The sequence below is a fragment of the Streptococcus sp. 1004_SSPC genome, from assembly GCF_001069025.1.
Classification (GTDB): domain Bacteria; phylum Bacillota; class Bacilli; order Lactobacillales; family Streptococcaceae; genus Streptococcus; species Streptococcus vestibularis.
The window spans coordinates 29,429-53,028 of the sequence record NZ_JWGQ01000062.1; the positions used below are offsets into that span (position 1 = coordinate 29,429).

The 23,600-nt window shown below is 40.6% G+C and carries 26 protein-coding genes and 1 pseudogene; all 27 read left to right on the plus strand.

The window, feature by feature from the left end; translation table 11 throughout:
• Position 1 precedes the first annotated feature (1 nt).
• The 27 genes and pseudogenes from ADF62_RS04920 to ADF62_RS05050 all read left to right on the plus strand — a co-directional run bounded on the left by ADF62_RS04920 (position 2) and on the right by ADF62_RS05050 (position 23,599).
• Entirely contained in the window at positions 2 to 442 is a 441-nt protein-coding gene (locus ADF62_RS04920) for a GtrA family protein (protein WP_048788227.1), read from the plus strand.
• Positions 443 to 539: 97 nt separating this feature from the next.
• Positions 540 to 1,226 (plus strand): tRNA (adenine(22)-N(1))-methyltransferase, encoded by a 687-nt coding sequence (locus ADF62_RS04925; protein ID WP_048788228.1) that lies wholly within the window; start codon positions 540 to 542, stop codon positions 1,224 to 1,226.
• A complete protein-coding gene (locus tag ADF62_RS04930; RefSeq protein ID WP_003096928.1) occupies positions 1,216 to 2,004 on the plus strand; it encodes a Nif3-like dinuclear metal center hexameric protein in 789 nt (262 codons plus the stop codon). The genes ADF62_RS04925 and ADF62_RS04930 overlap by 11 nt, the downstream gene beginning before the upstream one ends.
• 12 nt (positions 2,005 to 2,016) lie before the next feature.
• On the plus strand, positions 2,017 to 2,298 hold the full coding sequence (locus ADF62_RS04935; protein ID WP_003096930.1) for a hypothetical protein: 282 nt from the start codon (positions 2,017 to 2,019) through the stop codon (positions 2,296 to 2,298).
• A 66-nt stretch (positions 2,299 to 2,364) separates the two neighbouring features.
• Positions 2,365 to 3,456, plus strand: coding sequence for an NAD(P)/FAD-dependent oxidoreductase (locus ADF62_RS04940; protein ID WP_003096932.1), 1,092 nt, complete (start codon positions 2,365 to 2,367; stop codon positions 3,454 to 3,456).
• A 230-nt stretch (positions 3,457 to 3,686) separates the two neighbouring features.
• Positions 3,687 to 4,556 carry a glucose-1-phosphate thymidylyltransferase RfbA gene (gene rfbA / locus ADF62_RS04945; RefSeq protein ID WP_048788229.1) on the plus strand — a complete coding sequence of 290 codons (870 nt, stop codon included), beginning with the start codon at positions 3,687 to 3,689 and terminating at the stop codon, positions 4,554 to 4,556.
• Complete coding sequence (locus ADF62_RS04950; RefSeq protein WP_048788230.1) at positions 4,556 to 5,149, plus strand: dTDP-4-dehydrorhamnose 3,5-epimerase family protein; 594 nt, start codon at positions 4,556 to 4,558, stop codon at positions 5,147 to 5,149. Before rfbA ends, ADF62_RS04950 begins: the two co-directional genes overlap by 1 nt.
• Positions 5,150 to 5,355: 206 nt before the next feature.
• The gene (gene rfbB / locus ADF62_RS04955) at positions 5,356 to 6,402 is read left to right on the plus strand and encodes a dTDP-glucose 4,6-dehydratase (RefSeq protein ID WP_048788231.1); all 1,047 of its coding nucleotides are present in this window, start codon (positions 5,356 to 5,358) and stop codon (positions 6,400 to 6,402) included.
• A gap of 365 nt (positions 6,403 to 6,767) precedes the next feature.
• Positions 6,768 to 7,004 carry a hypothetical protein gene (locus ADF62_RS11865; RefSeq protein WP_003096942.1) on the plus strand — a complete coding sequence of 79 codons (237 nt, stop codon included), beginning with the start codon at positions 6,768 to 6,770 and terminating at the stop codon, positions 7,002 to 7,004.
• 249 nt (positions 7,005 to 7,253) lie between these two features.
• Positions 7,254 to 7,544, plus strand: a complete 291-nt coding sequence (locus ADF62_RS11870) for a hypothetical protein (protein WP_003096944.1) — start codon at positions 7,254 to 7,256, stop codon at positions 7,542 to 7,544.
• A gap of 196 nt (positions 7,545 to 7,740) precedes the next feature.
• Positions 7,741 to 8,475 (plus strand): hypothetical protein, encoded by a 735-nt coding sequence (locus ADF62_RS04970; protein ID WP_003096947.1) that lies wholly within the window; start codon positions 7,741 to 7,743, stop codon positions 8,473 to 8,475.
• A gap of 96 nt (positions 8,476 to 8,571) precedes the next feature.
• Positions 8,572 to 9,708 carry a radical SAM family heme chaperone HemW gene (gene hemW / locus ADF62_RS04975; RefSeq protein WP_003096952.1) on the plus strand — a complete coding sequence of 379 codons (1,137 nt, stop codon included), beginning with the start codon at positions 8,572 to 8,574 and terminating at the stop codon, positions 9,706 to 9,708.
• A complete protein-coding gene (locus ADF62_RS04980) occupies positions 9,709 to 10,452 on the plus strand; it encodes an acyl-ACP thioesterase domain-containing protein (RefSeq protein WP_048788232.1) in 744 nt (247 codons plus the stop codon).
• Between the two features lies 1 nt (position 10,453).
• Positions 10,454 to 11,227, plus strand: a complete 774-nt coding sequence (locus ADF62_RS04985) for a TIGR01457 family HAD-type hydrolase (RefSeq protein ID WP_003096954.1) — start codon at positions 10,454 to 10,456, stop codon at positions 11,225 to 11,227.
• Entirely contained in the window at positions 11,217 to 11,861 is a 645-nt protein-coding gene (locus ADF62_RS04990; protein ID WP_003096955.1) for a TIGR01906 family membrane protein, read from the plus strand. The genes ADF62_RS04985 and ADF62_RS04990 overlap by 11 nt, the downstream gene beginning before the upstream one ends.
• A gap of 8 nt (positions 11,862 to 11,869) precedes the next feature.
• Complete coding sequence (locus tag ADF62_RS04995) at positions 11,870 to 12,604, plus strand: PHP domain-containing protein (RefSeq protein WP_048788254.1); 735 nt, start codon at positions 11,870 to 11,872, stop codon at positions 12,602 to 12,604.
• Positions 12,605 to 12,765: 161 nt separating this feature from the next.
• Entirely contained in the window at positions 12,766 to 13,704 is a 939-nt protein-coding gene (locus tag ADF62_RS05000) for a HisA/HisF-related TIM barrel protein (RefSeq protein ID WP_048788233.1), read from the plus strand.
• A complete protein-coding gene (gene hisI / locus ADF62_RS05005; RefSeq protein ID WP_037621427.1) occupies positions 13,704 to 14,042 on the plus strand; it encodes a phosphoribosyl-AMP cyclohydrolase in 339 nt (112 codons plus the stop codon). Before ADF62_RS05000 ends, hisI begins: the two co-directional genes overlap by 1 nt.
• A gap of 8 nt (positions 14,043 to 14,050) precedes the next feature.
• A complete protein-coding gene (hisE, locus tag ADF62_RS05010; RefSeq protein ID WP_048788234.1) occupies positions 14,051 to 14,365 on the plus strand; it encodes a phosphoribosyl-ATP diphosphatase in 315 nt (104 codons plus the stop codon).
• Between the two features lie 451 nt (positions 14,366 to 14,816).
• Positions 14,817 to 15,986, plus strand: a pseudogene (locus ADF62_RS05015) (FtsW/RodA/SpoVE family cell cycle protein); the annotation flags it as partial.
• A 377-nt stretch (positions 15,987 to 16,363) separates the two neighbouring features.
• Positions 16,364 to 17,602, plus strand: a complete 1,239-nt coding sequence (gene hflX / locus ADF62_RS05020) for a GTPase HflX (protein ID WP_048788255.1) — start codon at positions 16,364 to 16,366, stop codon at positions 17,600 to 17,602.
• A complete protein-coding gene (locus ADF62_RS05025) occupies positions 17,595 to 18,236 on the plus strand; it encodes a hypothetical protein (RefSeq protein WP_003096968.1) in 642 nt (213 codons plus the stop codon). Before hflX ends, ADF62_RS05025 begins: the two co-directional genes overlap by 8 nt.
• Before the next feature lie 31 nt (positions 18,237 to 18,267).
• Complete coding sequence (gene rnz / locus ADF62_RS05030; RefSeq protein WP_003096969.1) at positions 18,268 to 19,197, plus strand: ribonuclease Z; 930 nt, start codon at positions 18,268 to 18,270, stop codon at positions 19,195 to 19,197.
• Positions 19,197 to 19,964: an SDR family NAD(P)-dependent oxidoreductase gene (locus ADF62_RS05035; protein ID WP_003092437.1), complete on the plus strand. Its 768-nt coding sequence runs from the start codon at positions 19,197 to 19,199 to the stop codon at positions 19,962 to 19,964. Before rnz ends, ADF62_RS05035 begins: the two co-directional genes overlap by 1 nt.
• Positions 19,965 to 20,040: 76 nt before the next feature.
• Positions 20,041 to 20,445, plus strand: coding sequence for a GNAT family N-acetyltransferase (locus ADF62_RS05040; protein ID WP_003092934.1), 405 nt, complete (start codon positions 20,041 to 20,043; stop codon positions 20,443 to 20,445).
• 310 nt (positions 20,446 to 20,755) lie between these two features.
• On the plus strand, positions 20,756 to 22,966 hold the full coding sequence (recJ, locus tag ADF62_RS05045) for a single-stranded-DNA-specific exonuclease RecJ (protein ID WP_048788236.1): 2,211 nt from the start codon (positions 20,756 to 20,758) through the stop codon (positions 22,964 to 22,966).
• A 114-nt stretch (positions 22,967 to 23,080) separates the two neighbouring features.
• Positions 23,081 to 23,599, plus strand: a complete 519-nt coding sequence (locus ADF62_RS05050; protein WP_048788237.1) for an adenine phosphoribosyltransferase — start codon at positions 23,081 to 23,083, stop codon at positions 23,597 to 23,599.
• Position 23,600: the final 1 nt, after the last annotated feature.

A 23,600-nucleotide genomic window follows, 5' to 3' on the forward strand; every position in this document is an offset into this window, starting at 1 on the left:
TATGATAGCTAAACTCAGAGCCTTCATGGCTACTGAAGTATTCAAATATCTCTTCTTTGGGGTTTTGGCAACTTTGGTTTACATGGTTAGTCGTACCTTTATTTTTCAGTTGACCCAACAAGGGACCCTATCGGCTGTCTTGGCCAATGCGATTGCCATTATCTTTGCCTTTTTTACAAATGACATCTTTGTCTTTAATCAGGAAACGACCGGTATGGCCACGCGCTTTGTTAAGTTCGTAGGAGCCCGCCTTTTGACCTTGGTCTTGGATTTGGCATTAGCCTTCTTCTTGGTCGATACCTATCCAGAAATTATTGGTCAATTTGTTGGTCATAGTCAGGCATGGGTAAATGGTATAGAGAGTGTATTTGCTCAGGTCCTTATCATTGTGTTGAATTATATTATTTCTAAATTCTTTGTCTTTACGGGCGAAAAGGTATAAATAAAAAGGAAGTTGTTAGGAAATGTGTTAAAAGCATTTCTTACCAACCTCCTTTTTTGATATAATTAAAGAGACTTAAAAAATAGAAAGATGAAATATGTACGTACAATTATCTCAACGCCTTAAGGATGTAGCAATCTATGTTCCCAAAGGCGCAAAACTCTTGGATGTAGGCAGTGATCATGCCTATCTTCCGATTTATTTAGTTGAAAAAGGCCTGATTACTTCAGCTATTGCTGGTGAAGTGGTAAAGGGCCCTTATGAATCAGCTCTAGCAAATGTCTCAGCTTATGATTTCAATGATAAAATCGAGGTGCGCTTGGCTAATGGCTTGGCTGCCTTTGAGCCTGCTGACGATGTAACCACTATAACGATTTGTGGTATGGGGGGGCGTCTTATTGCGGACATCCTTGATGCTGGAAAGGACAAACTTAAGGGCGTAGACCGTCTGATTTTACAACCAAATAATCGTGAAGATGATCTCCGTATCTGGTTGATGGAAAATGGTTTTGAGATTATTGCAGAGTCTATCATGACTGAAAATGGCAAATATTACGAAATCATGGTGGCAGAAGCTGGACACATGAGCCTTTCGGACAAGGAAGTACGTTTTGGTCCTCATCTCATGAAAGACCAATCTCAGGTTTTCCAGCTCAAATGGCAACGCGAAATCAATAAATTAGAGATTGCTTTAGGATTCATTCCACTGGCCAATCAGGCTGATCGTACAGCTATTGAAGATAAAATTCAAACCATTAAGGAGGTTTTGAATCATGTTAGCTAGTGAACTTATTAAGACTTATGAAGAATTCTGTCCACAGGAGTTTTCTATGGAAGGTGATGTGGTTGGCTTGCAGATTGGTAGTTTGGATAAGGAGATTCAGAAGGTTATGGTTACCTTGGATGTTCGTGAAAATACAGTATCTGAAGCCATTGAAAAAGGTGTGGACCTCATCATTGCTAAACATGCCCCTATCTTCCGTCCGATTAAGGACTTGGTGTCTTCACCGGATCGTGATATTTTACTTGACTTGGTTAAGCACGAAATTGTTGTTTATGTCAGCCATACCAATATTGATGTAGTTGATGATGGCCTTAATGATTGGTTCTGCGAGTTACTTGACATTAAAGACACCACTTATTTAACACAGACTTCTGAAAATCATGGAATTGGTCGAGTGGGTGATATCGTGCCACAGACCATTGAAGAACTTGCTCTTAAAGTAAAAGCAGTTTTTGGCTTGGACAGTGTTCGATTGGTTCGTTATGACCATGATAATCCTCTTGTTAGCCGTGTGGCTATTTGTGGTGGTAGCGGTCAAGGATTTTACAAGGATGCTTTGAAAAAGGGAGCACAGGTCTTTATCACGGGTGATGTTTATTACCATACAGGTCAGGAAATGATTACTAATGGTCTCTTGGCTATTGATCCTGGGCATCATATCGAAGCCCTCTTTATCGCAAAGATTGCTGAGAAATTTGAAGCCTGGAAACGTGAGCATAATTGGAATGTGACGATACTTGAAACTCAGTCATCAACCAATCCTTTTGATCATTTGTAGGAGAATGTGTTTATGACTTGGCTGTTACATCAAAATGTTGTTTTCTTGGCTTTTCTTGCGGGTCTCTTTACCTGGGGATGTACTATTGTTGGCTCAGCCATAGTTTTCTTCTTCAAGAATATTAGCCGTAAATTGCTAGACATCATGATGGGCTTTACAGCAGGTGCCATGATTTTTGTGGTAACAGAGGAATTGATTCCTGAATCACAGACCAATGGTAATACTGATGTGGCAACCTTGGGGCTTATGGTTGGCTTTGTAGTCATGATGGTTATGGATGTGGCCTTGGGATAAATGATTAATGATGAGCTGTGCCTATATGTATAGGTCTCAGCTTTTTTCAAATAGATGGAGTAAAAAATGAAAATTGCAATTGTTGGCGCAGGTATCGTCGGTTCAACGGCTGCCTATTACTTATCAAAAGAAAAAGATGTAGAGGTTACCGTTTTTGACCATGGTCTTGGACAAGCAACCAAGGCAGCAGCAGGGATTATCAGTCCCTGGTTTTCTAAACGCCGAAATAAGGCCTGGTATCGTATGGCTCGTTTGGGAGCTGATTTTTACCAAGAGTTAACTTCAAATCTTGAAAATGATGGTTACGACACGAGCTTCTATGATCAGTCTGGTGTAGCCCTTCTCAAGAAAGACGATAGTAAGTTGGACGGTTTGTATCAGCATGCTGAGACTAGGCTAGAAGAGTCACCTATTATTGGTGAACTCTCTATAAAAAATGCTGACAACCTCCCTGAATTTACTGGATTTGACCGTTATCTCTATGCCTCAGGAGGAGCCAGAGTCGAAGGGGCAGAATTGACAGCAACTTTGATTAATGCCTCTGGTTTTGAAAAGGTAGAGGGGCCAGTTACACTCTCTTCTCTTGATAATGGGTCTTATGAGATTAATTGTCAAACTTTTGACAAGGTCATTCTCGCTTGTGGTGCCTGGCTAGGTCAAACGCTTGAACCCCTTGGTTTTGAGGTGGATGTTCGCCCCCAAAAGGGTCAATTACGAGATTATTTCTTTGATGGGTTAGATACTGGTAAATTACCAGTTCTGATGCCAGAGGGTGAATTAGATGTCATTCCCTTTGCTGGTGGAAAGATTTCGGTAGGGGCCAGTCACGAAAATGACAAAGGCTTTGATTTAACGGTTGATGAAGCTATTCTAGAAGGTTTGGAGGAGGAGGCTAAGACCTATTTCCCTGACTTAAGTACTGCTAAGTCCTTCTCTGAACGTGTGGGAACTAGAGCATATACCAGTGACTTTTCGCCTTTCTTTGGAGAAGTTCCAGAGCTTAAAAACGTCTTCGTTGCTTCAGGTCTAGGTTCCTCAGGGCTTACAACTGGTCCACTTATTGGAAAAAATCTAGTTGATTTGGCCATGAATCGCTCTGGTAGCTTGGACAGTGCAGATTATCCAGTGACTCAGTACGTTAGGAAGAAAGAGCAATAGTTGTAAAGCCCCTCAACATATTAAAATTTAAGAAAAGGATGACAATCACTATTCCCAAGAGTAATAGTGCAAGAAAAGGATTTCATTCGAAATTCTTATTCCATTTGATTAAGAAAATGGACACTTGTGATTTTCTTAATGAAAGCTTAAGAACATAGGGTTTACCGTGACAAGAGGGCTGAAAAATGCTAAAATATAGGTAATATATTAGAGAAAAAAGGAGCCTTCTTATGAAAGGTATTATTCTTGCAGGCGGTTCAGGGACACGTTTGTATCCACTGACACGTGCTGCATCAAAACAACTGATGCCGATTTACGATAAACCAATGATTTACTACCCACTCTCAACGCTTATGTTGGCTGGTATTAAGGAAATCCTCATTATCTCAACACCACAGGACCTTCCACGTTTTGAAGAGCTCCTTGGCGATGGTTCAGAGTTTGGTATTTCCCTTTCCTACGCTGTACAACCAAGTCCAGATGGCTTGGCTCAAGCCTTTATCATTGGTGAAGACTTCATCGGTGATGACAGTGTTGCTCTTGTGCTAGGGGACAACATTTTCCATGGCAATGGTCTTTCTGCCATGCTTCAACGTGCTGAAGCTAAGGAAAAAGGTGCCACAGTCTTTGGTTATCAAGTTAAGGATCCAGAACGTTTTGGTGTTGTTGAGTTTGACGACAATATGAATGCCATCTCAATCGAGGAAAAACCAGAACATCCAAAATCAAATTTTGCTGTAACAGGCCTTTATTTCTATGACAATGATGTCGTGGAAATTGCTAAAAATATCAAACCAAGCCCTCGTGGAGAACTTGAAATTACTGATGTTAACAAGGCTTACTTAGATCGTGGAGATCTTTCTGTTGAGCTGATGGGACGTGGCTTTGCTTGGTTGGATACAGGTACTCACGAAAGTCTCTTACAAGCTGCTCAGTACATCGAGACAGTTCAACGTTTGCAGAATGTCCAAGTAGCTAACCTTGAAGAGATTGCCTATCGCATGGGGTATATCACTAAAGAACAGGTTCTTGAATTGGCACAACCACTTAAGAAAAACGAATACGGACAATATTTGCTCCGTTTGATTGGAGAATCATAATGACTGAACAATTTTTTGGAAAAGAACTAGCTGCACGTAAGATTGATGCTATCCCAGGTCTGATTGAATTTGATATTCCTGTTCATGGAGATAACCGTGGATGGTTCAAGGAAAACTTCCAAAAGGAAAAGATGTTGCCACTTGGTTTTCCAGAATCATTCTTTGCAGAAGGAAAATTGCAAAATAACGTTTCTTTCTCACGTAAAAATGTTTTGCGTGGTTTGCACGCTGAGCCTTGGGATAAATACATCTCAGTAGCAGATGAAGGAAAGGTTCTTGGAACATGGGTTGACCTTCGTGAAGGCGAAACTTTTGGGAATACTTATCAAACAGTCATTGATGCCTCAAAAGGAATCTTCGTTCCTCGTGGTGTTGCCAATGGTTTCCAAGTTTTGTCTGACAAAGTGTCATATAGCTACCTCGTAAACGATTACTGGGCACTTGAGCTAAAACCTAAATACGCCTTTGTCAACTATGCTGACCCAAGCCTTGATATCAAGTGGGAAAACTTGGAAGAAGCAGAAGTCTCAGAAGCAGATAAAAATCACCCATTGCTCAAAGACGTTAAGCCACTAAGAGCAGAAGATTTGTAAAAATAAACCTTGCACAGCATTTTTGCGACTGCAAGGAGCCTGTTAGGATAGTTCCTGCCCTAGTGGAAACAAGATCCCCATAAGGAAATCTTGTAGGGGAATCCGGAGACTTCGGCATCGGATTTAGCCATGAAACCGAAGGGTTGCTGGCGTCCCTCGCTAGCGAAAGGAACGATTAAGAAAAAACAATATTTTTTGGAGAAAAAATGACTGAATATAAAAATATCATCGTAACTGGTGGCGCAGGTTTCATCGGTTCAAACTTCGTACACTATGTCTACAACAACCATCCAGACGTACATGTGACTGTCCTTGACAAACTCACTTACGCTGGTAACCGTGCTAACATTGAAGAAATCCTTGGTGACCGTGTTGAATTGGTTGTTGGTGATATTGCTGATGCTGAATTGGTTGATAAATTGGCTGCTAAGGCTGATGCAATCGTTCACTATGCAGCTGAAAGCCATAATGATAATTCATTGAACGACCCATCGCCATTTATCTACACAAACTTTATTGGTACTTACACACTCTTGGAAGCTGCTCGTAAATACGATATTCGTTTCCACCACGTGTCAACAGACGAAGTTTATGGTGACCTTCCATTGCGCGAAGATCTCCCTGGTCACGGTGAAGGTCCTGGTGAAAAATTCACAGCAGAAACAAAATACAACCCATCATCACCATACTCATCAACTAAGGCTGCTTCAGACCTTATCGTTAAAGCATGGGGGCGTTCATTTGGTGTTAAGGCAACTATTTCAAACTGCTCAAACAACTATGGACCATACCAACACATCGAAAAATTCATCCCACGTCAAATCACCAATATCTTGTCAGGGATTAAACCCAAACTGTATGGTGAAGGTAAAAACGTTCGTGACTGGATTCACACTAATGACCACTCAACTGGTGTTTGGGCCATCCTTACTAAGGGCCGTATCGGTGAAACTTACTTGATTGGTGCTGATGGTGAAAAGAATAACAAGGAAGTTCTTGAACTCATCCTTGAAAAAATGGGTCAACCAAAAGATGCTTACGACCGTGTCACAGACCGTGCTGGTCACGATTTGCGCTATGCTATTGATTCAACAAAATTGCGTGAAGAACTTGGTTGGGAACCACAATTCACAAACTTCGAATCAGGTTTGGAAGAAACGATCAAGTGGTACACAGATCACCAAGACTGGTGGAAAGCCGAAAAAGAAGCTGTTGAAGCTAACTACGCTAAGACACAAGAAGTGCTTAAATAATTGGAAAATCTATCACTTATAAGCTAGTGATAGATTTTTCTATTAAGAATTATTAGGAGAGATGATGCATAGAAAAGAATAGATTGAATATTTTGAAGCGATTAATAATCGTAAGCCCACTATTCAAGAGTGTCAGCAGGCCCTTTTAAATGGTGAATTTGTCATGGAAGAAAAGCAAGCTACTTTTTCTAGCAATAGTAAATCTGGGACTGAAGAAGCCATATTTTTACTAAATCAGATGACTGGTCAATTACTCCTCTGCACAGCAGCTTGTCTTTGTTAAACAGAAAAAGTTTGGTAAGAAGACTTTTATAGGTTTTACCATTGCTTTATTTCTTGTCGTAGCAAAAAGTCTTGGATTCTTTTTGTTTTCTTCTAAAGGAACAAACTTAGGTGGTTTGTGGGTAAATGGTAATAATGATGGGCTTGTTTATGATTTAAATGGGAAGAAGTCAAAACTCGTTGCAGGCTATACGGAAGAAGAAATCAAAGAAATCTCTACTGGTAAGAAAGCTGGACAGAAGTTTGAAGCAAACTTAGAGAAACTCAGTGATTCAAAACTAAAAATTATTGCTGATTTTGACAAGAAATATCAATTATAAACAAAAGAGGTCATACTGGTAACGACGGAAGATTCTGGCTACTATAATCTGATTCAGAAAGTTGGGACAAACTTTGTTCTAGGTTTAAGCTCATCAGAACTAGCCCACTACGGATCAAAAAACAAAGATTTAAAAAAGAGCTATCTTTTTCATAAGGCAGGGGTTCCCAAAGTTTTTGTTGGAAAATGGAAGACATTTAATTATGAAGATGAATCAGAAGGGGAAACGACTATCTCTGAAAATGGTGTTATGACTACAGATTCTGATGATATAGATATATTAATAGCTAAACTTTTAAATGAATATCTGATGGATAAATCAGGCAGAGGAGATAATGGTAAGGTGCAAAAAGAGTTTGCTAGAATACAGAAGTCTCTTAAGTCACATCGTTACCAAGCTAAGAGTGTTAACGATATCTACCATGACGAGAAAGGTTTATACTATTTTCTAGTTGTGAATGGTGGTAAGCGCATTATTGTCTTGGAAGATGGCTACTATCATTCCTATTCAGGTTATCTTGAAAGAGAAGGTACTCGCTAATATCAGATAAGATAAGGAGTACTTAAATAATAGTCAAGAGTCTATCATTCCTGTGGGAGTGATAGACTTTTTTGGTTAAAAGAATATATTAACTTATGACAGCGATACAATTAATTACATAAATGTTACAAAAATTACACAAAATACTTGATTTTTGTAACAAAATAGATATAATAGACATATAGAAAAGAGGTTTATGAAAATGAAAAGAAAAGTTATTCGTGTTTGCTCACTTGTTTTGTTGTCTGTAGCTGTTTCTATAGCTCTTGGTGGATGTGGCTCTAAGTCAGAAAAAGACACTGCAGCATCATCGACAACTTCAACTTCTAAAGTAGTGAAGTCATCTGCTAAAACACAAACATCTGAGAAGCAGTCTGCTAAAAAGGCCAAGACAGAAGCTTCAAAGGATTTTCAAGGCCAAAAAGAAGCGAGCGCTCCTGAAGCAAGCTCTTCAAAAAATCAAGTTACAGCTGGAAATGATGCTCAAGGAGGAACAAGTAGCAGTGCTGCATCTGAGTCAAACAAGTCTAGTCAAGCAACAACTGATACTCAAAGTGACGCTCCTGTCCCAGCAGGTTTGGTTGGAACTTGGACAGGTACGAGTCCTCAAGCAACAGACATTAGTTTTACAGTTGATGCCGAAGGAAACATCACTTCAAAGGCAAATTTCAATGTTGATTACGAACCCTATCGTCAAAGCTCTACAACTGCAAAAGCTGTTCAAATTTCTGGAAATCTCTATGTTTGGGAGGGTGGCGATTTTTCTACCTTGCTTCCAGGTATTACAGGCCTAGGGGGAGCTGGTTTCCAAGCTAAGCCTGGCTTTATTCTTAAAAATGGAACTTATACGCCAGTTCAATTTATCTCTGATTTGGGACCAACCTTTGATTATAGCAACTACAATGCTTTCCCATTCTCATTAACAAAATAAAGTAAAGAAGCTATCTGGAGAGATGGCTTCTTTTTTGGGCTCAAACTCTTATCATTCGAAGTCTCATTTCTGCTTAAAAAATGGTAGAATAGTTACATGCAAACAAAACCAACGTCAGCCTATGTGCACATTCCATTTTGCACTCAAATTTGTTATTATTGTGACTTTTCTAAGGTCTTCATTAAAAATCAGCCCGTTGATGACTACCTGAGTGCTTTGATTCGTGAGTGGGAGCTTTTAAATATCAAGGAGCTTCGTACCCTTTATATTGGTGGGGGGACCCCAACGGCTATTTCTGCAGAGCAATTGGATTACCTTTTGAGCAATCTTCAGAAGAACTTGGATCTGTCTAAGCTGGAGGAGTTTACTATTGAGGCTAATCCCGGGGATTTGACGGTTGATAAGATTGAAGTGCTCAAAAAATCTGCTGTTAATCGCGTTTCTTTAGGGGTTCAGACTTTTGATGACAAGCACTTGCGTCAAATTGGTCGCAGTCATAATCAAGCACAGATTTATGAAAGCATTGATAGCTTAAAGTCTGCTGGTTTCCATAATATTTCCATTGACCTCATTTATGCTCTGCCTGGTCAAACCATGGATCAGGTCAAGGAAAATGTGAGAAAGGCACTGGAACTGGATATTCCACACCTAAGTCTCTATAGCTTGATATTGGAACATCACACGGTCTTTATGAATAAGATGCGTCGAGGTAAGCTTAATCTACCAACTGAGGACTTGGAAGCAGAGATGTTTGACTATATTATCCAAGAGTTGGAAAAAAATGGTTTTGAGCATTATGAGATTTCCAACTTTACCAAACCTGGGATGGAGAGTCGTCACAATCTCATGTACTGGAATAATGATGAGTATTATGGTGTGGGTGCTGGAGCCTCTGGTTATGTCAATGGTGTTCGTTATCGCAATAGAGGACCTATCCAGCATTACCTTAAGGCTATAGCTGAGGATGGTCATGCTAGACTTCACGAGGAGCATCTGACTAAGGCGGAGATGATGGAGGAGGAGTTCTTCCTTGGTTTGCGTAAAAAATCAGGTGTATCTATTAAACGTTTTGAAGAGAAGTTTGGCTTGTCATTCGCGGATACTTATGGAGACATTGTAAAAAAACTACAGGAAGATGGGCTCTTGGTCAAGGATCCAGAAGTTGTTCGTATGACCAAACGAGGACTCTTTTTGGGTGATAGTGTCGCTGAACAATTTATCTTGGAGGATTAGATGGGATTAAAATTTAGTATTCCTTATCAGATTCCGTTTTATGAGACGGATATCACGCATCAGGTAAAATTACCACACTTACTGGCTTTTTCATTGCAAGTATCCGGTATGCAGTCAGAGTCTCTGGGAAATACGGATAAGGACGTTTTTGATAAATACGGTCTGGTTTGGATTGTGACAGACTATGCGATTGAGATTGACCGTTTGCCTCGCTACAATGAAAAGGTGACAATTACAACGGAAGCTATTTCCTATAATAAGATTTTCTGTTACCGTAATTTTTACATCACAGATGAAACTGGTCAACAAATCATGCTCTTTAAGACTACTTTTGCCCTTATGGATTATGAAACGCGTAAGGTAGCCGAAGTGCCAGATGAGGTGGTAGCACCTTATGGGGCTGAAAAAACTAAAAAGTTACTTCGGGGTCCTCGCTACAAGGTTTTGGAAAATCCAATTGAGACGCTTTATCGTGTGCGTTATTTTGACCTAGACATGAATGGCCACGTTAATAATAGCAAGTACTTGGAGTGGATGTTGGATGTTTTCGATTTGGATTTTTTGACCAAGTACACACCAGCCCGTATTGACCTCAAGTACGTTAAAGAAATTCATCATGGGTCAGAAATTTATTCTGGCTATGAGTTTGATCAAGACAGTTTAAGCAGTCAACACCAGATTTGTGTTGATGGTAATGTTCATGCCCAAGTCATTATTCAATGGAAAGAAATAGGAGACAAGTAAGATGACATATAAAGGTTATTTGATTGATTTAGATGGAACCATTTACAAGGGTAAGGACCGTATTCCTGAAGGGGAGGCCTTTGTTAAGGAGTTGCAGAAGCGTCAAATTCCCTATCTTTTTGTGACTAATAACAGTATGCGTACACCAGAAATGGTCCAAGAGCTTTTGCGTAATCAGTGCGAGTTGGAAACGCCTCTTGAAACTATTTATACAGCAACCCTGGCGACAGTTGACTACATGAATGATATGAATCGTGGTAAGACAGTTTATGTTATTGGTGAAACTGGGCTTAAATCTGCTATTGCGGATGCGGGATATACGGTAGATGAGGAAAATCCTGCTTATGTGGTAGTGGGATTGGACCGTGAAGTCACTTATGAAATGTTGGTAAAGGCAACACTTGCTATCCAAAAAGGAGCTATGTTTATTGGGACAAACCCAGATTTGAATATCCCAACAGAACGCGGTCTGCTTCCAGGTGCTGGTTCACTCTTAGCTCTTATCGAGGCGGCTACACGTGTGCCCCCAATCATTATTGGTAAGCCTAAAGCTATTATCATGAACAAGGCTCTTGAAATCCTTGGAACAGAACGTAGCCAAACTATTGTGGTTGGTGATAATTACTTGACTGATATTACAGCTGGCATTAAAAATGACTTTCCAACACTTCTTGTGACAACTGGCTTCACCAAGGCGGAAGAGGTTGCGGATTTACCAGTAAAACCAGACCATGTACTTGCTAGTCTAGCGGAGTGGGATTTTGATGCGAACTAAGATTGAAGCAGTGTTGACTCCCATTTGGCTCCTAGCCTTGTCTATTCTAGTTACGATTTACCTAGCATGGGGCTTCTATTATTTTGATGTTGATTGGATGCGTCTTTTGGACTATGTCATTATCGGAAAGACGGAGCTTTGGCATAATTTCAATGTCCTCATGCAGTACCTGACTTTTCCTTGGGTAAATCATCTGGCCATGCCTGATTTTCCGTCGTCAGAGAGTGGTCTTAAGCATTTTCATGATGTCAAGTGGCTCTTTCATCTGGTTCAGGTCCTTATTGTCCTACTGGTCTATCCAGCTGTGGGCTTTATTTGGCGAAATGTGAAGAAGGGGACTTTTGGTCTCTATCGTAGACTTTATCTGAGTCTAGCTGTTTTACCAATCCTTATTGGAGTAGTGGGACTTTTCCTAGGATTTGATCAGTTCTTCATTCTCTTTCATGAGGCTCTCTTTCCTGGAGATCGCAGTTGGCTCTTTAATCCAATGTTGGACCCGATTATTAATGTTTTGCCAGAAGAGTATTTCCTTCAATGTTTTGTGATTTTCTTTATTATTTATGAGGGGTTGATGGTGAGTTTGACCTGGCTAGCCCATAAGCAGGTAAGAAGATTTTTAAAAAATAAGGAGTAATTATGTCTATTCGTGATAACCATTTGCATACCCATCATTCCTATGATTCGGATGCGGATTTTACTGATTATTTGACACATTTTGATGGCGAGATTGTAACGACTGAGCATTATGATCTCTCTAATCCTTATACCAAACAGGACGATGTGCCAGAGTACGAGGCATATAGTCATGAGATTGAAAATCTCAATCTCAAGTATGGCAATCGTATTAAACGAGGCATCGAGATTGGTTATTACAAGCCTAGAGAAAGCGATATTTTAGACTTTTTGGATGGTAAGGACTATGATCTCAAACTGCTTTCTGTTCACCATAATGGGGTTAATGATTACCTTGATGATGAGGTAGCTGATATGGACAAGGCTAGCATTATTCAAGAATATCTGGACAAGTTGGAGTATGCCATTGGTCGTGTGGACGCAGATGTTCTGGCCCACTTTGACTATGGTTTCCGCCTTTTTGATGTGACTGTTGATGAGCTAAAAGCCTATGAGAATCAGCTTAAACGTATTTTCCAGAAAATGATGGCTAATGATTTGGCTTTTGAGCTGAATGCAAAGAGCATGTATCTCTATCATCACGAAGACCTATATCGTTATGCGCTAGGCCTTGTTAAGGATTTGGGATGTCGCAAGTATTCTATTGGGTCTGATGGACATAAATTAGAGCATTTCCGTCTGAACTTTGATAAGATTCAGGAGATCTTGAGAGAATTCGGCATTACGGAAGATATGATTATATAGTGAAGACAGCTTCAACTGAAGCTGTCTTTTTCTTAAGGAAAACTTAAAGAAAAGGCGTGGTTGTGGGAATTATAGAAGATTTTAAGATTTGCTTGTTATGCTAATTTTAAGCAAAAGAAACTTATGGTTTCTATCTTATCTTTCACAATTGGAGGTCTTCTATGAAATTTCTCAAAAGGCATGCCTATGCCTTACTCTTTACCCTTTTTCTGATGGGGGCAAATGTCTACTCTCTCTTAAAGGTCTTTGTCATTCCCTCAGCGGTCTCAACGGTTTCAGCCAATACGACTAGCTCAAGCACAGCGTCGTCGACGACATCTACCAGCACTGGTAAGGTAACTAAGACGGATACGACTTATAAAGATGACAATATGGATATCAAAATCACGACAGGTAAAACCAGTGATACCACATACTATGTGGCAGATATCAAGCTTTCGAGTGCAGATTACCTTAAAACGGCTTTGGCACAAAATACCTATGGGACCAACATCACCGAGACTACTTCAAGTATTGCCCAGCAAAACAATGCAATCTTTGCCATCAATGGTGACTACTACGGAGCTAATCAGTCGGGCTATGTGATTAAAAATGGCCAAGTCTATCGTGATACTGATCGAAACAGTGACTACGAGGATCTTGCTGTTTATTCAGATGGTAGCTTCAAGACCTTTAAGGAGAGCGATACAACAGCTCAAAAATTTGGCAATCAGTGTGTCGTGGCTGCGATTGATGCGAAAAAAATGGCTGATGGGAGCTGGCATGTCTTTGTGGCGGGAGGCCGTAAGGATACAGGTAGGGACCTCATCCAATGGGCTCAAGAAGTCGTCGCTTTGGGGGCTGGAGAAATTCTCTTAACCAGCATGGACAAGGACGGTACTAAGTCTGGTTTTGATTTGGAAATGCTAAATCGTGTGGCAGAAGTCGTCGATGTTCCGATCATTGCCTCTGGTGGTGCGGGAAATATTGAGGATATTGTAGAGGTCTTTGAAAAGACAACAGCGACTGGTGCACTGGCAGCCTCTATCTTTCATTTTGGTGAGGTAAATATAGGCGAAACCAAACAAGTCTTGGCAAATGCAGGAATTGAGGTGAGATGATGACAGAGGTTAAACTTGATTTTGACAAACAAGGAGGACTGGTGCCAGTCATTGTGACAGACTACAAGACGGGACAGGTGCTCATGTTGGCCTATATGAATGAGGAGTCCTATCAGTTGACCATAGAGACCAAACAAATGCATTACTGGAGCCGTTCTAGAAACGAGCTTTGGCATAAGGGAGCCACATCTGGTCATTTCCAACATGTCAAAAGCATCAAGACAGATTGTGATCAGGACACCTTGCTTATCGCTGTGGAACAAGAAGGAGCTGCCTGTCATACAGGAGCACACAGATGTTTCTTTACGGATATATATGATGACAGACAAGACAGATAGGAGTAGATATGTTAGAAACACTTTATAAGGAAGCCTTAGATCGTAAAAAAAATCCCAAAGAAGGCTCTTATACCAATTACCTTTTTGACAAGGGCCTAGACAAGATTCTTAAAAAGGTTGGCGAAGAAGCAACAGAAGTTGTGATCGGAGCTAAAAATGCTGATAAAGAAGAAATTGCCAACGAGACAGCAGACGTCCTCTATCACCTAGCAGTCATGCTCGTTGAAACAGGGGTTAGCCCTGAAGATGTTGAAGCCGTTCTTAAAGCACGTCGGGGCAAGCAAAGCAATGTCCATGACCGAAAAGAAGTAACGGATTATTAAGGATTATCTCAACCGATTGATACTAAGAATAAAAACATGAAGTGACGCTTCAGGTTTTTGATAGAGAAATCCGATGAAGAAAAATACTACTAATATTTCAACGCTTTCTAGCTTAGCTGTTCTCTTCCTCTGTAATCTAGCATGTCATACTAGGGTATTAGATGTGGGTTTCAACTAAGTGAAAACGCAAACTTCAAAATACACAAAAACATCTCCGAAAATCAGTTGGAAGTACCTTTTTGTTTTACAGAAACGATAAGGGTTACCTTGTGACAAGGCTATTAATCGTTGGATCCGAATTCCTTCAGGTCAATGGGTATACTTCAATGATCAAGTAATTTGTGGTTGCTTTTTTCGTTAAAAAATTAACAACTTTTTATACATTCAGGCCATTTATCTGGCCGAAAAAGTGGTATAATAACTCTTGCTAAATCTTTATTTTGGAGTACACATGGCTAAGTCAAAAAATACTATTGAAAGTCGGATAGATTACTCGATTCTCTTGCCAGTCCTTATCTTACTGCTGGTTGGTCTGGTCTCGGTTTTTATCGCGACAAATTTTGATTATCCAAAGAATCTCGTGCAAGTCATTTCTCAGCAAGTACTATGGATTTTTCTTGGTTCGGTACTTGCTTTTGTTGTCATGTTATTTAATACAGAGTTTCTTTGGAAGGTAACTCCCTGGCTTTATATTTTTGGCCTGGGACTTATGGTTCTACCTCTTGTTTTTTATTCACCCGCTTTGGTTGCCTCGACAGGAGCAAAAAACTGGGTCAGTATTGGATCAGTCACCCTTTTTCAACCATCAGAATTTATGAAGATATCCTACATCCTTTTTCTTTCGAGAATAGGTGTTTGGGCTAAACAAGGAAAAGAAGTAACTGAGCTTAAAGATGACTGGCTGCTACTTTTCCAATATGTAGCGGTCACGCTTCCTGTCTTAGGCTTACTGGTTCTTCAAGGTGATATGGGAACGGCCTTAGTCTTCCTCGCTATTTTAGCGGGTATAATAGTGGTTTCGGGAATATCCTGGCGTATCATCTTGCCGGTAGTGCTAGCCTTTGCAGCTAGCGTAGCTCTGTTTATAATGGTGTTTATCACAGATTGGGGAAAGGAAGCCTTGCTCAAGTTAGGGGTTCAGACTTATCAGATTAACCGTATCTCAGCTTGGTTGGACCCTTTCACCTATGCGGATGGCATCGCCTTTCAACAGACACAAGGGATGGTATCGATAGGTACTGGGGGGATATACGGAAAAGGTTTTAATCATCTTGATTTGAATGTACCAGTTCGTGAGAGTGATATGATCTTCACGGTTATTGCAGAAGACTTTGGTTTGGTAGGCGGTGGATTGGTTCTGTTGACCTATCTCTTCCTCATTTATCGCATGTTGCGAGTGACTTTTAAGTCTAACAACCGTTTCTATACCTTTATTTCTACAGGTTTTATTATGATGATTGTCTTCCATATTTTTGAAAATATTGGGGCAGCAGTAGGAATTCTTCCTCTGACAGGTATTCCTTTGCCCTTTATTTCTCAAGGTGGATCTTCACTCATCTCAAACTTGATTGGTGTTGGTTTGGTGCTTTCGATGGCTTATCAAACCAACCTCAACGAGGAAAATAAAATTCTCTTGGCAATGTCTCGTCGTATGCGTACATCGGGGACTAGTCAAGTAAAGTCAGTGTCTAAGATCAAAACTAAGAAAAACAAACCTTCGAAGAGTGCAATCAAGGCCTCACAAGAATTGGTCAAGGCTAAAGATAAGGTTGATAAGGTCACTGAGAAAATGCGTCAAACCATTTCTCAAAATACGCCTATTCTTCACCAAGGCAAGCGTCGTAAGGGGGCTAAAAAGAAACCGACACGTAAACATTAAGAAGAAGCAAGTTGGTTAGTCCAACTTGTTTTTCTTTGAAAAAAATTAAGGTCTGTGACCTTTTCTTTGCCCCTGCCTATGGTATAATAGAAGTCGACTATTTCGAAAAGGGGTTTGCTATGATAGAGACAGCCAAACAGCAAGAACGTGCTATTTTAGTAGGTGTTGAATTGCAAGAGACAGAGCATTTTGACATGTCCATGGAGGAACTTGCTAGTCTTGCCAAAACAGCAGGAGCAGAGGTTGTAGCTAGCTATACCCAAAAACGTGAACGCTATGATAGCAAGTCCTTCGTAGGTTCAGGAAAATTAGAAGAAATCAAGGCTATGGTGGACGCGGATGAGATTACTACGGTCATTGTTAATAACCGTTTAAGCCCACGTCAAAATACCAATCTTGAAGCAGCATTTGGTGTAAAAGTCATCGATCGTATGCAATTAATTTTGGATATCTTCGCCATGAGGGCTAGGAGTCATGAAGGAAAACTTCAGGTTCACCTAGCTCAGCTCAAATACATGTTGCCTCGTTTAGCTGGTCAGGGGATTATGCTCAGCCGTCAAGCGGGGGGCATTGGTAGCCGTGGACCTGGTGAAAGTCAGTTGGAGCTCAATCGTCGTTCGATTCGTAACCAGATAGCCGATATTGAACGCCAATTAAAGATTGTTGAGAAGAACCGAGAAACTATTCGCGAAAAGCGTGTTGATTCAAGTACCTTTAAAATTGGCTTGATAGGTTACACCAATGCTGGGAAATCAACAATCATGAACCTTATGACGGATGATAAGCAATATGAGGCTAATGAACTTTTCGCGACCTTGGATGCAACGACTAAGAAAATTTACTTAAAAGATCAGTTTCAAGTGACCTTGACAGATACGGTTGGTTTTATCCAAGATTTGCCAACAGAATTGGTTGCTGCCTTTAAGTCAACGCTTGAAGAAAGTCGTAATGTGGACCTCCTTTTGCATGTCATTGATGCGAGTGATCCTAATCACGAAGAGCACGAAAAGGTGGTCTTAGACATTCTCAAAGACTTAGACATGACTGATATTCCTCGCCTAGCAATCTACAATAAGATGGATGTAGCTGATAATCTAGTAGCAACAGTCTTTCCTAATGTTCGCCTCTCAGCACGTGACAAGGGAAGTCGTGAGGCCCTCAGAAGACTCTTGATTGATGAAATTCAACAGATTTTTGAACCTTTTAGTATTAAGGTACATCAGGATCAAGCTTATAAACTTTATCAGTTGAGTCAATTGGCCTTGCTAGATAGCTACACTTTTGAGACAGAAGTGGAAGAAATTACAGGTTATATTTCACCGAAAAATAAATGGAAATTGGAAGAGTTTTATGACTGATTATATGGATTTAGCTTTAAAATATGGTGGTTTTACAAGTCTAGATAAAGTGTATCTGGAAAACACCTTGTCAGACCTTTCAGACCGTCAAAAACTGGCCTTTATTACACCACCACCAAGCGTGATTAATGCTTATTTTGCAGAGATTTACCAGAAACAGTCTCCAGAAGCAGCAACGGATTACTATTTGGAGCTTTCGAAAGAATTGAACCTCTTTAATCCAGTACCATCTTTTGATGAACACAAGCCCTTTATTCGTCTCAATTTGTCAGGCAAATCTTATGGTTTTTGCTATGAAAATGCCGATGAGGTGGCCCTAGTCTTTGCCGAGCATTTAGAGGTTCCAACAGCTAGCATTTTGTTTGAGCTTGCTCAAGTTTTCCCGCAGTATAAGGTTTATCTTGAAGGCACTCAAATTAAGATGGCCAAGGTTGATTTTGACGAAGAAGTGTTGGAGGAGTTGACACCAGAAACTCAGTTACTTAGTCGTGTCACTAAACTGAAGGGGAATGTCATTAAGTTAGCTAGCTTCAATCAAGACGAATTAGTGGAACTTTTATCTCAATATAAAGGGCAAACTGTATATTATGGCTTTGCTCAGCGTGAATGCCTGGCTTATATTGTCCAGAAATAAGAAAAACGATAGATAGAAAGTATAGAAAGTCATGGAATTACAATTTTTAGGGACGGGCGCCGGACAGCCATCCAAGGCCCGTAACGTGTCGAGTCTGGTTTTGAAGCTACTCGATGAAATCAACGAAGTCTGGATGTTTGACTGTGGGGAAGGAACCCAACGTCAGATTTTAGAAACAACAATCAAACCTCGTAAAGTAAAAAAAATCTTTATCACACATATGCACGGGGACCATATCTTCGGTCTACCTGGTTTCTTGGCTAGTCGTTCTTTCCAATCTAGCGAAGAACAAACTGACCTTGAAGTTTATGGACCAGTTGGTATTAAGCAATACGTCATGACCAGCCTTCGTACCTCGGGGACACGCTTACCTTATCATGTGCATTTTAAGGAAATTGATGAGCATAAGCTAGGCTTGGTTATGGAAGATGACAAGTTCGCTGTTTATGCAGATAAGTTGGATCACACCATTTTTTGTATTGGTTACCGTGTGGTTCAAAAGGATCTCGAAGGAACCTTGGATGCTGAGGCCCTTAAGGCAGCAGGCGTACCATTTGGTCCGCTTTTTGGACAAATTAAGAATGGACAAGATGTAGTTCTTGAAGATGGAACGAAAATTATTGCCAAAGACTTTATTTCCGCACCTAAGAAAGGTAAGGTTATCACTATCTTAGGTGATACTCGTAAGACGAATGCCAGTGTTCGTCTTGGATTGGGTGCAGATGTCTTGGTTCATGAGTCCACTTATGGTAAGGGTGATGAAAAAATTGCTAAGAACCATGGGCATTCAACCAACATGCAAGCAGCACAGGTCGCTAAAGATGCTTCAGCTAAGCGCCTTCTTCTAAATCATGTATCAGCACGATTCTTGGGGCGTGATATCGGTAAGATGGCAGCAGATGCTAAAACGATTTTTGAAAACACTCACATCGTTCGTGACTTGGAAGAGGTAGAGATTTAATGGCTAAACAACGTATTATCGCTATTACTGGTGCCTCAGGAGGCCTTGCTCAAGAAATTGTCAAGCAGCTCTCACCCAGTGATGGTATTATCCTCTTAGGACGAGACAAGGACAAACTTGAGAAATGTTATCGCCATGTGGAAAATAAAACTTGTCTTGCTATTGACCTTAGAGACGACAATGCCATTAAAGAAATGGTCGATTATCTCTATCAACGGTTTGGCCGTATTGATGTCTTTATCAATAATGCTGGCTTCGGTGAATTCAAGTCTTATGATAATTACACTAGCCAAGAAGTACGTGATATGTTTGATATCAATACCTTTGCGACGATGACCTTTTCACGTCTGATGGCTGAGAAAATGGTGGAGCAAGGCCATGGTCATATCGTCAATATCGCCAGTATGGCGGGTAAAATTGCGACAGCCAACTCAAGTGTCTATGCAGCGACAAAGTTTGCGGTAATTGGCTTTTCAGATGCCCTTCGTTTAGAGCTTTCTGATAAAGGAGTCTATGTTACTACGGTCAATCCAGGTCCAATTGAGACAAGCTTCTTTGACCAAGCCGACCCCTCTGGAGCTTATCTTGAGAGTGTTAAAAAGTTTGTCCTCAGTCCTAAATACGTGGCTAAAAAGATTGTCCGTATTCTGGGTAAAAATAAACGTGAAGTCAATCTACCACGACTCTTATCAGTTGCCCACAAAGGCTACACGCTATTTCCACGAATCTCGGACAAACTAGCTACCAATGTGTTTAACTACAAATAGGAGAAAACTAGATGACCGCAAATATCCAAGCCTATTTAGAAAACCTATAGCACTATAGGTTAAAAAAGGAATTAAGATGTTAGATTATAGAAAAGAGATTCCAGCGATGACAGACCTACTCGCACTGTACAGTTCAGTCGGCTGGACCAATTATACTAACAATCCAACCATGTTGGAAGAAGCTGTCAAAGCCAGTCTATGGCAGTTGGCGGTCTATGATGAGGAAGAGCTCGTAGCCTACATTCGTTTGGTAGGAGATGGGCACTCTGTCATTTTTGTGCAGGACCTCTTGGTGCGACCAGATTATCAGCGCCAAGGGATCGGAAAGAAACTCTTAGAAGAGGCTTTAGGGACTTTCCACAATGTCTATCAACGGCTCCTTGCCACTGATCGTAGCGAGAAAAATCTAGCCTTTTACCAATCTCTGGGCTTTGTCGAACTTTCAGAGCAAGCTTGTACAGGGATGATTTATAAATATTGATGAAAAGGATTTCCAAATAGGGAATCTTTTTCTTGCTTTTTCTAATATTACTTGAAAATGATAGTAGAGTAGAGTTAAATAACGTAAAGAGGAGAAGGGGATATCTGAGAAAATACAAGTCAAAAAGGGAGCAATATCCAGACTATTATTTTGTCTAGAAAAGCAGGTCTTGATTGGAAATGTACCATGAGTTGAAGCACCTTCCGATGTTTTCTATTCTAATTTTAGGAAACTTAGGCTTCTATCCACTATGATAAATTTATTCATGTTATAATAGGTAGACTAGATGACAGGGAGAAAATATAAGAACATGATTACATCAACGTATGATTGGAAAATAAACACAAAAGAGCCAGATGCTGGCTTTTTTAAACTTGCCAAAGAACATGGGCTGGCAGAAACAGCAGCCAAGATTGCTTATGAACGTGGCATTACGACAGAAGAGGCTCTTGAAGACTTTCTAAAGGCTGATTTATCACACCTTCATGATCCTTATCTTCTTCATGATATGGATAAGGCAGTGGCTAGAATTCGTCAAGCCATTGAAAATTATGAGCAAATCTTAGTCTATGGGGACTATGATGCGGATGGGATGACATCAGCATCGATTGTCAAGGAAGCCCTTGAAATGATGGGAGCTGAAGCTCGAGTCTATCTGCCTAACCGTTTTACAGATGGTTATGGACCAAATGAAAGTGTCTATAAGTATTTCATTGAGCAGGAAGGCATTTCACTCATTGTTACAGTGGATAATGGGGTTGCGGGAAATGAAGCTATTGCTTATGCGCAAGAGCAAGGTGTGGACGTTATCGTTACAGACCACCATAGTATGCCGGCACAGCTTCCAGATGCCTATGCCATTGTCCATCCAGAGCATCCAGATGCCGATTATCCTTTTAAGTATTTGGCAGGTTGTGGTGTAGCTTTCAAATTGGCAACTGCCCTCCTTGAAACTATTCCTACAGAGATGTTGGATTTGGTAGCCATTGGTACCATTGCTGATATGGTTAGCCTAACGGATGAAAATCGTATTATGGTCAAGGTCGGCCTGGAAATTCTCAAGACTACTGAGCGAATTGGGCTTCAAGAATTGCTCCGCATTTCAGATGTGGACCCAACAACGATTTCCGAAGAAACGGTAGGATTCAAACTGGCTCCCCAACTCAATGCCTTGGGACGCTTAGATGATCCAAATCCAGCCATTGAATTACTGACCGGATTTGATGATGAGGAAGCTCAAGCCATTGCTCTGGAAATCAATGCTAAAAATGAAGAACGTAAGGAAGTTGTTCAAAAAATCTTTGATGAAGCCATGAGCATGGTAGACTTGGATAAACCAGTTCAGGTTTTGGCCAAGGAAGGTTGGCATCCTGGCGTTCTAGGTATTGTAGCGGGGCGCATCATGGAGCAAATCAGCCAGACAGTAGTGGTTTTGAATATTGAAGATGGCTTGGCTAAGGGATCAGCCCGTAGTTTGGAATCTATTAATATCTTCCACGCTCTTGATGACCACCGAGATATCTTTACTGCATTTGGAGGACACGCTGGAGCAGCTGGGATGACCCTTCCTGAAGAAAATCTTGGTCAACTATCAGAGATCTTGTGTCAGTATGTCTACGATAATGACATTGATACGAGTGCCAAAAATACGCTTCATTTAGACGAGGAGCTCCAACTCAGCGAGCTTAGCTTGGATACCATTAAGAGTCTAGAAAAACTAGCACCTTTTGGTATGGATAATAAAAAGCCAGTCTTTTGGCTACATGATATTACTGTCACTCAAGCTAGGACAATGGGACAAAATGGAGCCCATCTTAAGTTTAAGGTTAAGCAAGGTAAGGATAGCTTTGATGTTGTCGCTTTTAATAAAGGGAATCTGCTTCAAGAATTTCAACAAGCTCAAGGTTTGGAATTGGCAGTGACCTTGTCTGTTAATGTTTGGAATGGTCAGACAACGCTACAGCTCATGCTAGAAGATGCCCGTGTGGATGGTGTTCAATTATTTGATTTCCGCTCAAAAAATATATCACTACCTGAGGGCCTACCAACGGTAGAAGAAGCAGCAGACACAGAGCCTGCGGTTGTCCTCAACACCCTACCGGATTCAGCGACGGAATTAAAAGCGTGGTTTGAAGGTAAAGCTTTCCAGGCTATCTATTTTAAAAATAATATAAAGGAAGCCTATTATCTGACGGGCTATGGAACTAGAGAACAATTTGCAAGGCTCTATAAAACCATTTATCAATTTCCAGAATTTGATGTGCGCTATAAACTAGATGACCTCAGTCATTACCTTAAGATTGATAAAATTCTCCTCATCAAGATGATTCAAATCTTTGATGAATTGGACTTTGTCACTATTGATAATGGTGTCATGACAGTTAATAAAGAGGCTGAAAAACGTGAGATTGAGGAAAGCAAGATTTTCCAGGACCTTAAACGTCTTGTCAAGTTCCAAGAACTCATGGCTTTGGGAACACCACAGGAAATTTATGATTGGCTCTACAAACAGGAGCAGTAGTGCCTAACTAAGATAACTGGTTTAGGATCTAGTGGTTAGCATTTTCTAAATCCACGGATTCATGCTATAATAATATGTAAATATTTTTTGGCAAAATGCCTATAGGAAGAACAAATGAAATTAGAAGATTATATTGCATCTATTGAAAACTACCCTAAAGAAGGGGTTACTTTCCGTGATATTAGCCCGTTGATGGCTGATGGAAATGCTTATAGCTATGCTATTCGTGAAATCGTTCAGTATGCGACTGACAAGAAGATTGACATGATTGTTGGTCCCGAAGCACGTGGTTTCATCGTTGGGTGTCCAGTTGCCTTTGAACTTGGTATTGGATTTGCGCCAGTTCGTAAACCTGGTAAATTGCCACGTGAAGTGATTTCAGCCGATTATGAAAAAGAGTATGGTGTCGATACTCTTTGCATGCATGCCGATGCAATCAAACCAGGCCAACGTGTACTTATCGTTGACGATCTCTTGGCGACTGGTGGTACTGTCAAAGCAACAATTGAAATGATTGAACGCCTGGGTGGTGTCGTTGCTGGATGTGCCTTCTTGATTGAGCTTGACGGACTTAATGGTCGTGAAGCAATCGAAGGTTATGACGCTAAAGTATTGATGAACTTCCCAGGATAAA

Coding starts and splice junctions, on each gene's coding strand:
- ADF62_RS04950 (WP_048788230.1), top strand. CDS start 4,556: ATGACTGAACAATTTTTTGGAAAAGAACTAGCTGCACGTAAGATTGAT.
- ADF62_RS05035 (WP_003092437.1), top strand. CDS start 19,197: ATGGCTAAACAACGTATTATCGCTATTACTGGTGCCTCAGGAGGCCTT.
- ADF62_RS04980 (WP_048788232.1), top strand. CDS start 9,709: ATGGGATTAAAATTTAGTATTCCTTATCAGATTCCGTTTTATGAGACG.
- ADF62_RS04985 (WP_003096954.1), top strand. CDS start 10,454: ATGACATATAAAGGTTATTTGATTGATTTAGATGGAACCATTTACAAG.
- hisI (WP_037621427.1), top strand. CDS start 13,704: ATGACAGAGGTTAAACTTGATTTTGACAAACAAGGAGGACTGGTGCCA.
- ADF62_RS05025 (WP_003096968.1), top strand. CDS start 17,595: ATGACTGATTATATGGATTTAGCTTTAAAATATGGTGGTTTTACAAGT.
- ADF62_RS04930 (WP_003096928.1), top strand. CDS start 1,216: ATGTTAGCTAGTGAACTTATTAAGACTTATGAAGAATTCTGTCCACAG.
- ADF62_RS05050 (WP_048788237.1), top strand. CDS start 23,081: ATGAAATTAGAAGATTATATTGCATCTATTGAAAACTACCCTAAAGAA.
- rfbB (WP_048788231.1), top strand. CDS start 5,356: ATGACTGAATATAAAAATATCATCGTAACTGGTGGCGCAGGTTTCATC.
- ADF62_RS04935 (WP_003096930.1), top strand. CDS start 2,017: ATGACTTGGCTGTTACATCAAAATGTTGTTTTCTTGGCTTTTCTTGCG.
- ADF62_RS04990 (WP_003096955.1), top strand. CDS start 11,217: ATGCGAACTAAGATTGAAGCAGTGTTGACTCCCATTTGGCTCCTAGCC.
- hisE (WP_048788234.1), top strand. CDS start 14,051: ATGTTAGAAACACTTTATAAGGAAGCCTTAGATCGTAAAAAAAATCCC.
- ADF62_RS11870 (WP_003096944.1), top strand. CDS start 7,254: ATGACTACAGATTCTGATGATATAGATATATTAATAGCTAAACTTTTA.
- ADF62_RS04940 (WP_003096932.1), top strand. CDS start 2,365: ATGAAAATTGCAATTGTTGGCGCAGGTATCGTCGGTTCAACGGCTGCC.
- recJ (WP_048788236.1), top strand. CDS start 20,756: ATGATTACATCAACGTATGATTGGAAAATAAACACAAAAGAGCCAGAT.
- hemW (WP_003096952.1), top strand. CDS start 8,572: ATGCAAACAAAACCAACGTCAGCCTATGTGCACATTCCATTTTGCACT.
- ADF62_RS04970 (WP_003096947.1), top strand. CDS start 7,741: ATGAAAATGAAAAGAAAAGTTATTCGTGTTTGCTCACTTGTTTTGTTG.
- ADF62_RS05040 (WP_003092934.1), top strand. CDS start 20,041: ATGTTAGATTATAGAAAAGAGATTCCAGCGATGACAGACCTACTCGCA.
- hflX (WP_048788255.1), top strand. CDS start 16,364: ATGATAGAGACAGCCAAACAGCAAGAACGTGCTATTTTAGTAGGTGTT.
- ADF62_RS04925 (WP_048788228.1), top strand. CDS start 540: ATGTACGTACAATTATCTCAACGCCTTAAGGATGTAGCAATCTATGTT.
- rnz (WP_003096969.1), top strand. CDS start 18,268: ATGGAATTACAATTTTTAGGGACGGGCGCCGGACAGCCATCCAAGGCC.
- rfbA (WP_048788229.1), top strand. CDS start 3,687: ATGAAAGGTATTATTCTTGCAGGCGGTTCAGGGACACGTTTGTATCCA.
- ADF62_RS04920 (WP_048788227.1), top strand. CDS start 2: ATGATAGCTAAACTCAGAGCCTTCATGGCTACTGAAGTATTCAAATAT.
- ADF62_RS05000 (WP_048788233.1), top strand. CDS start 12,766: ATGAAATTTCTCAAAAGGCATGCCTATGCCTTACTCTTTACCCTTTTT.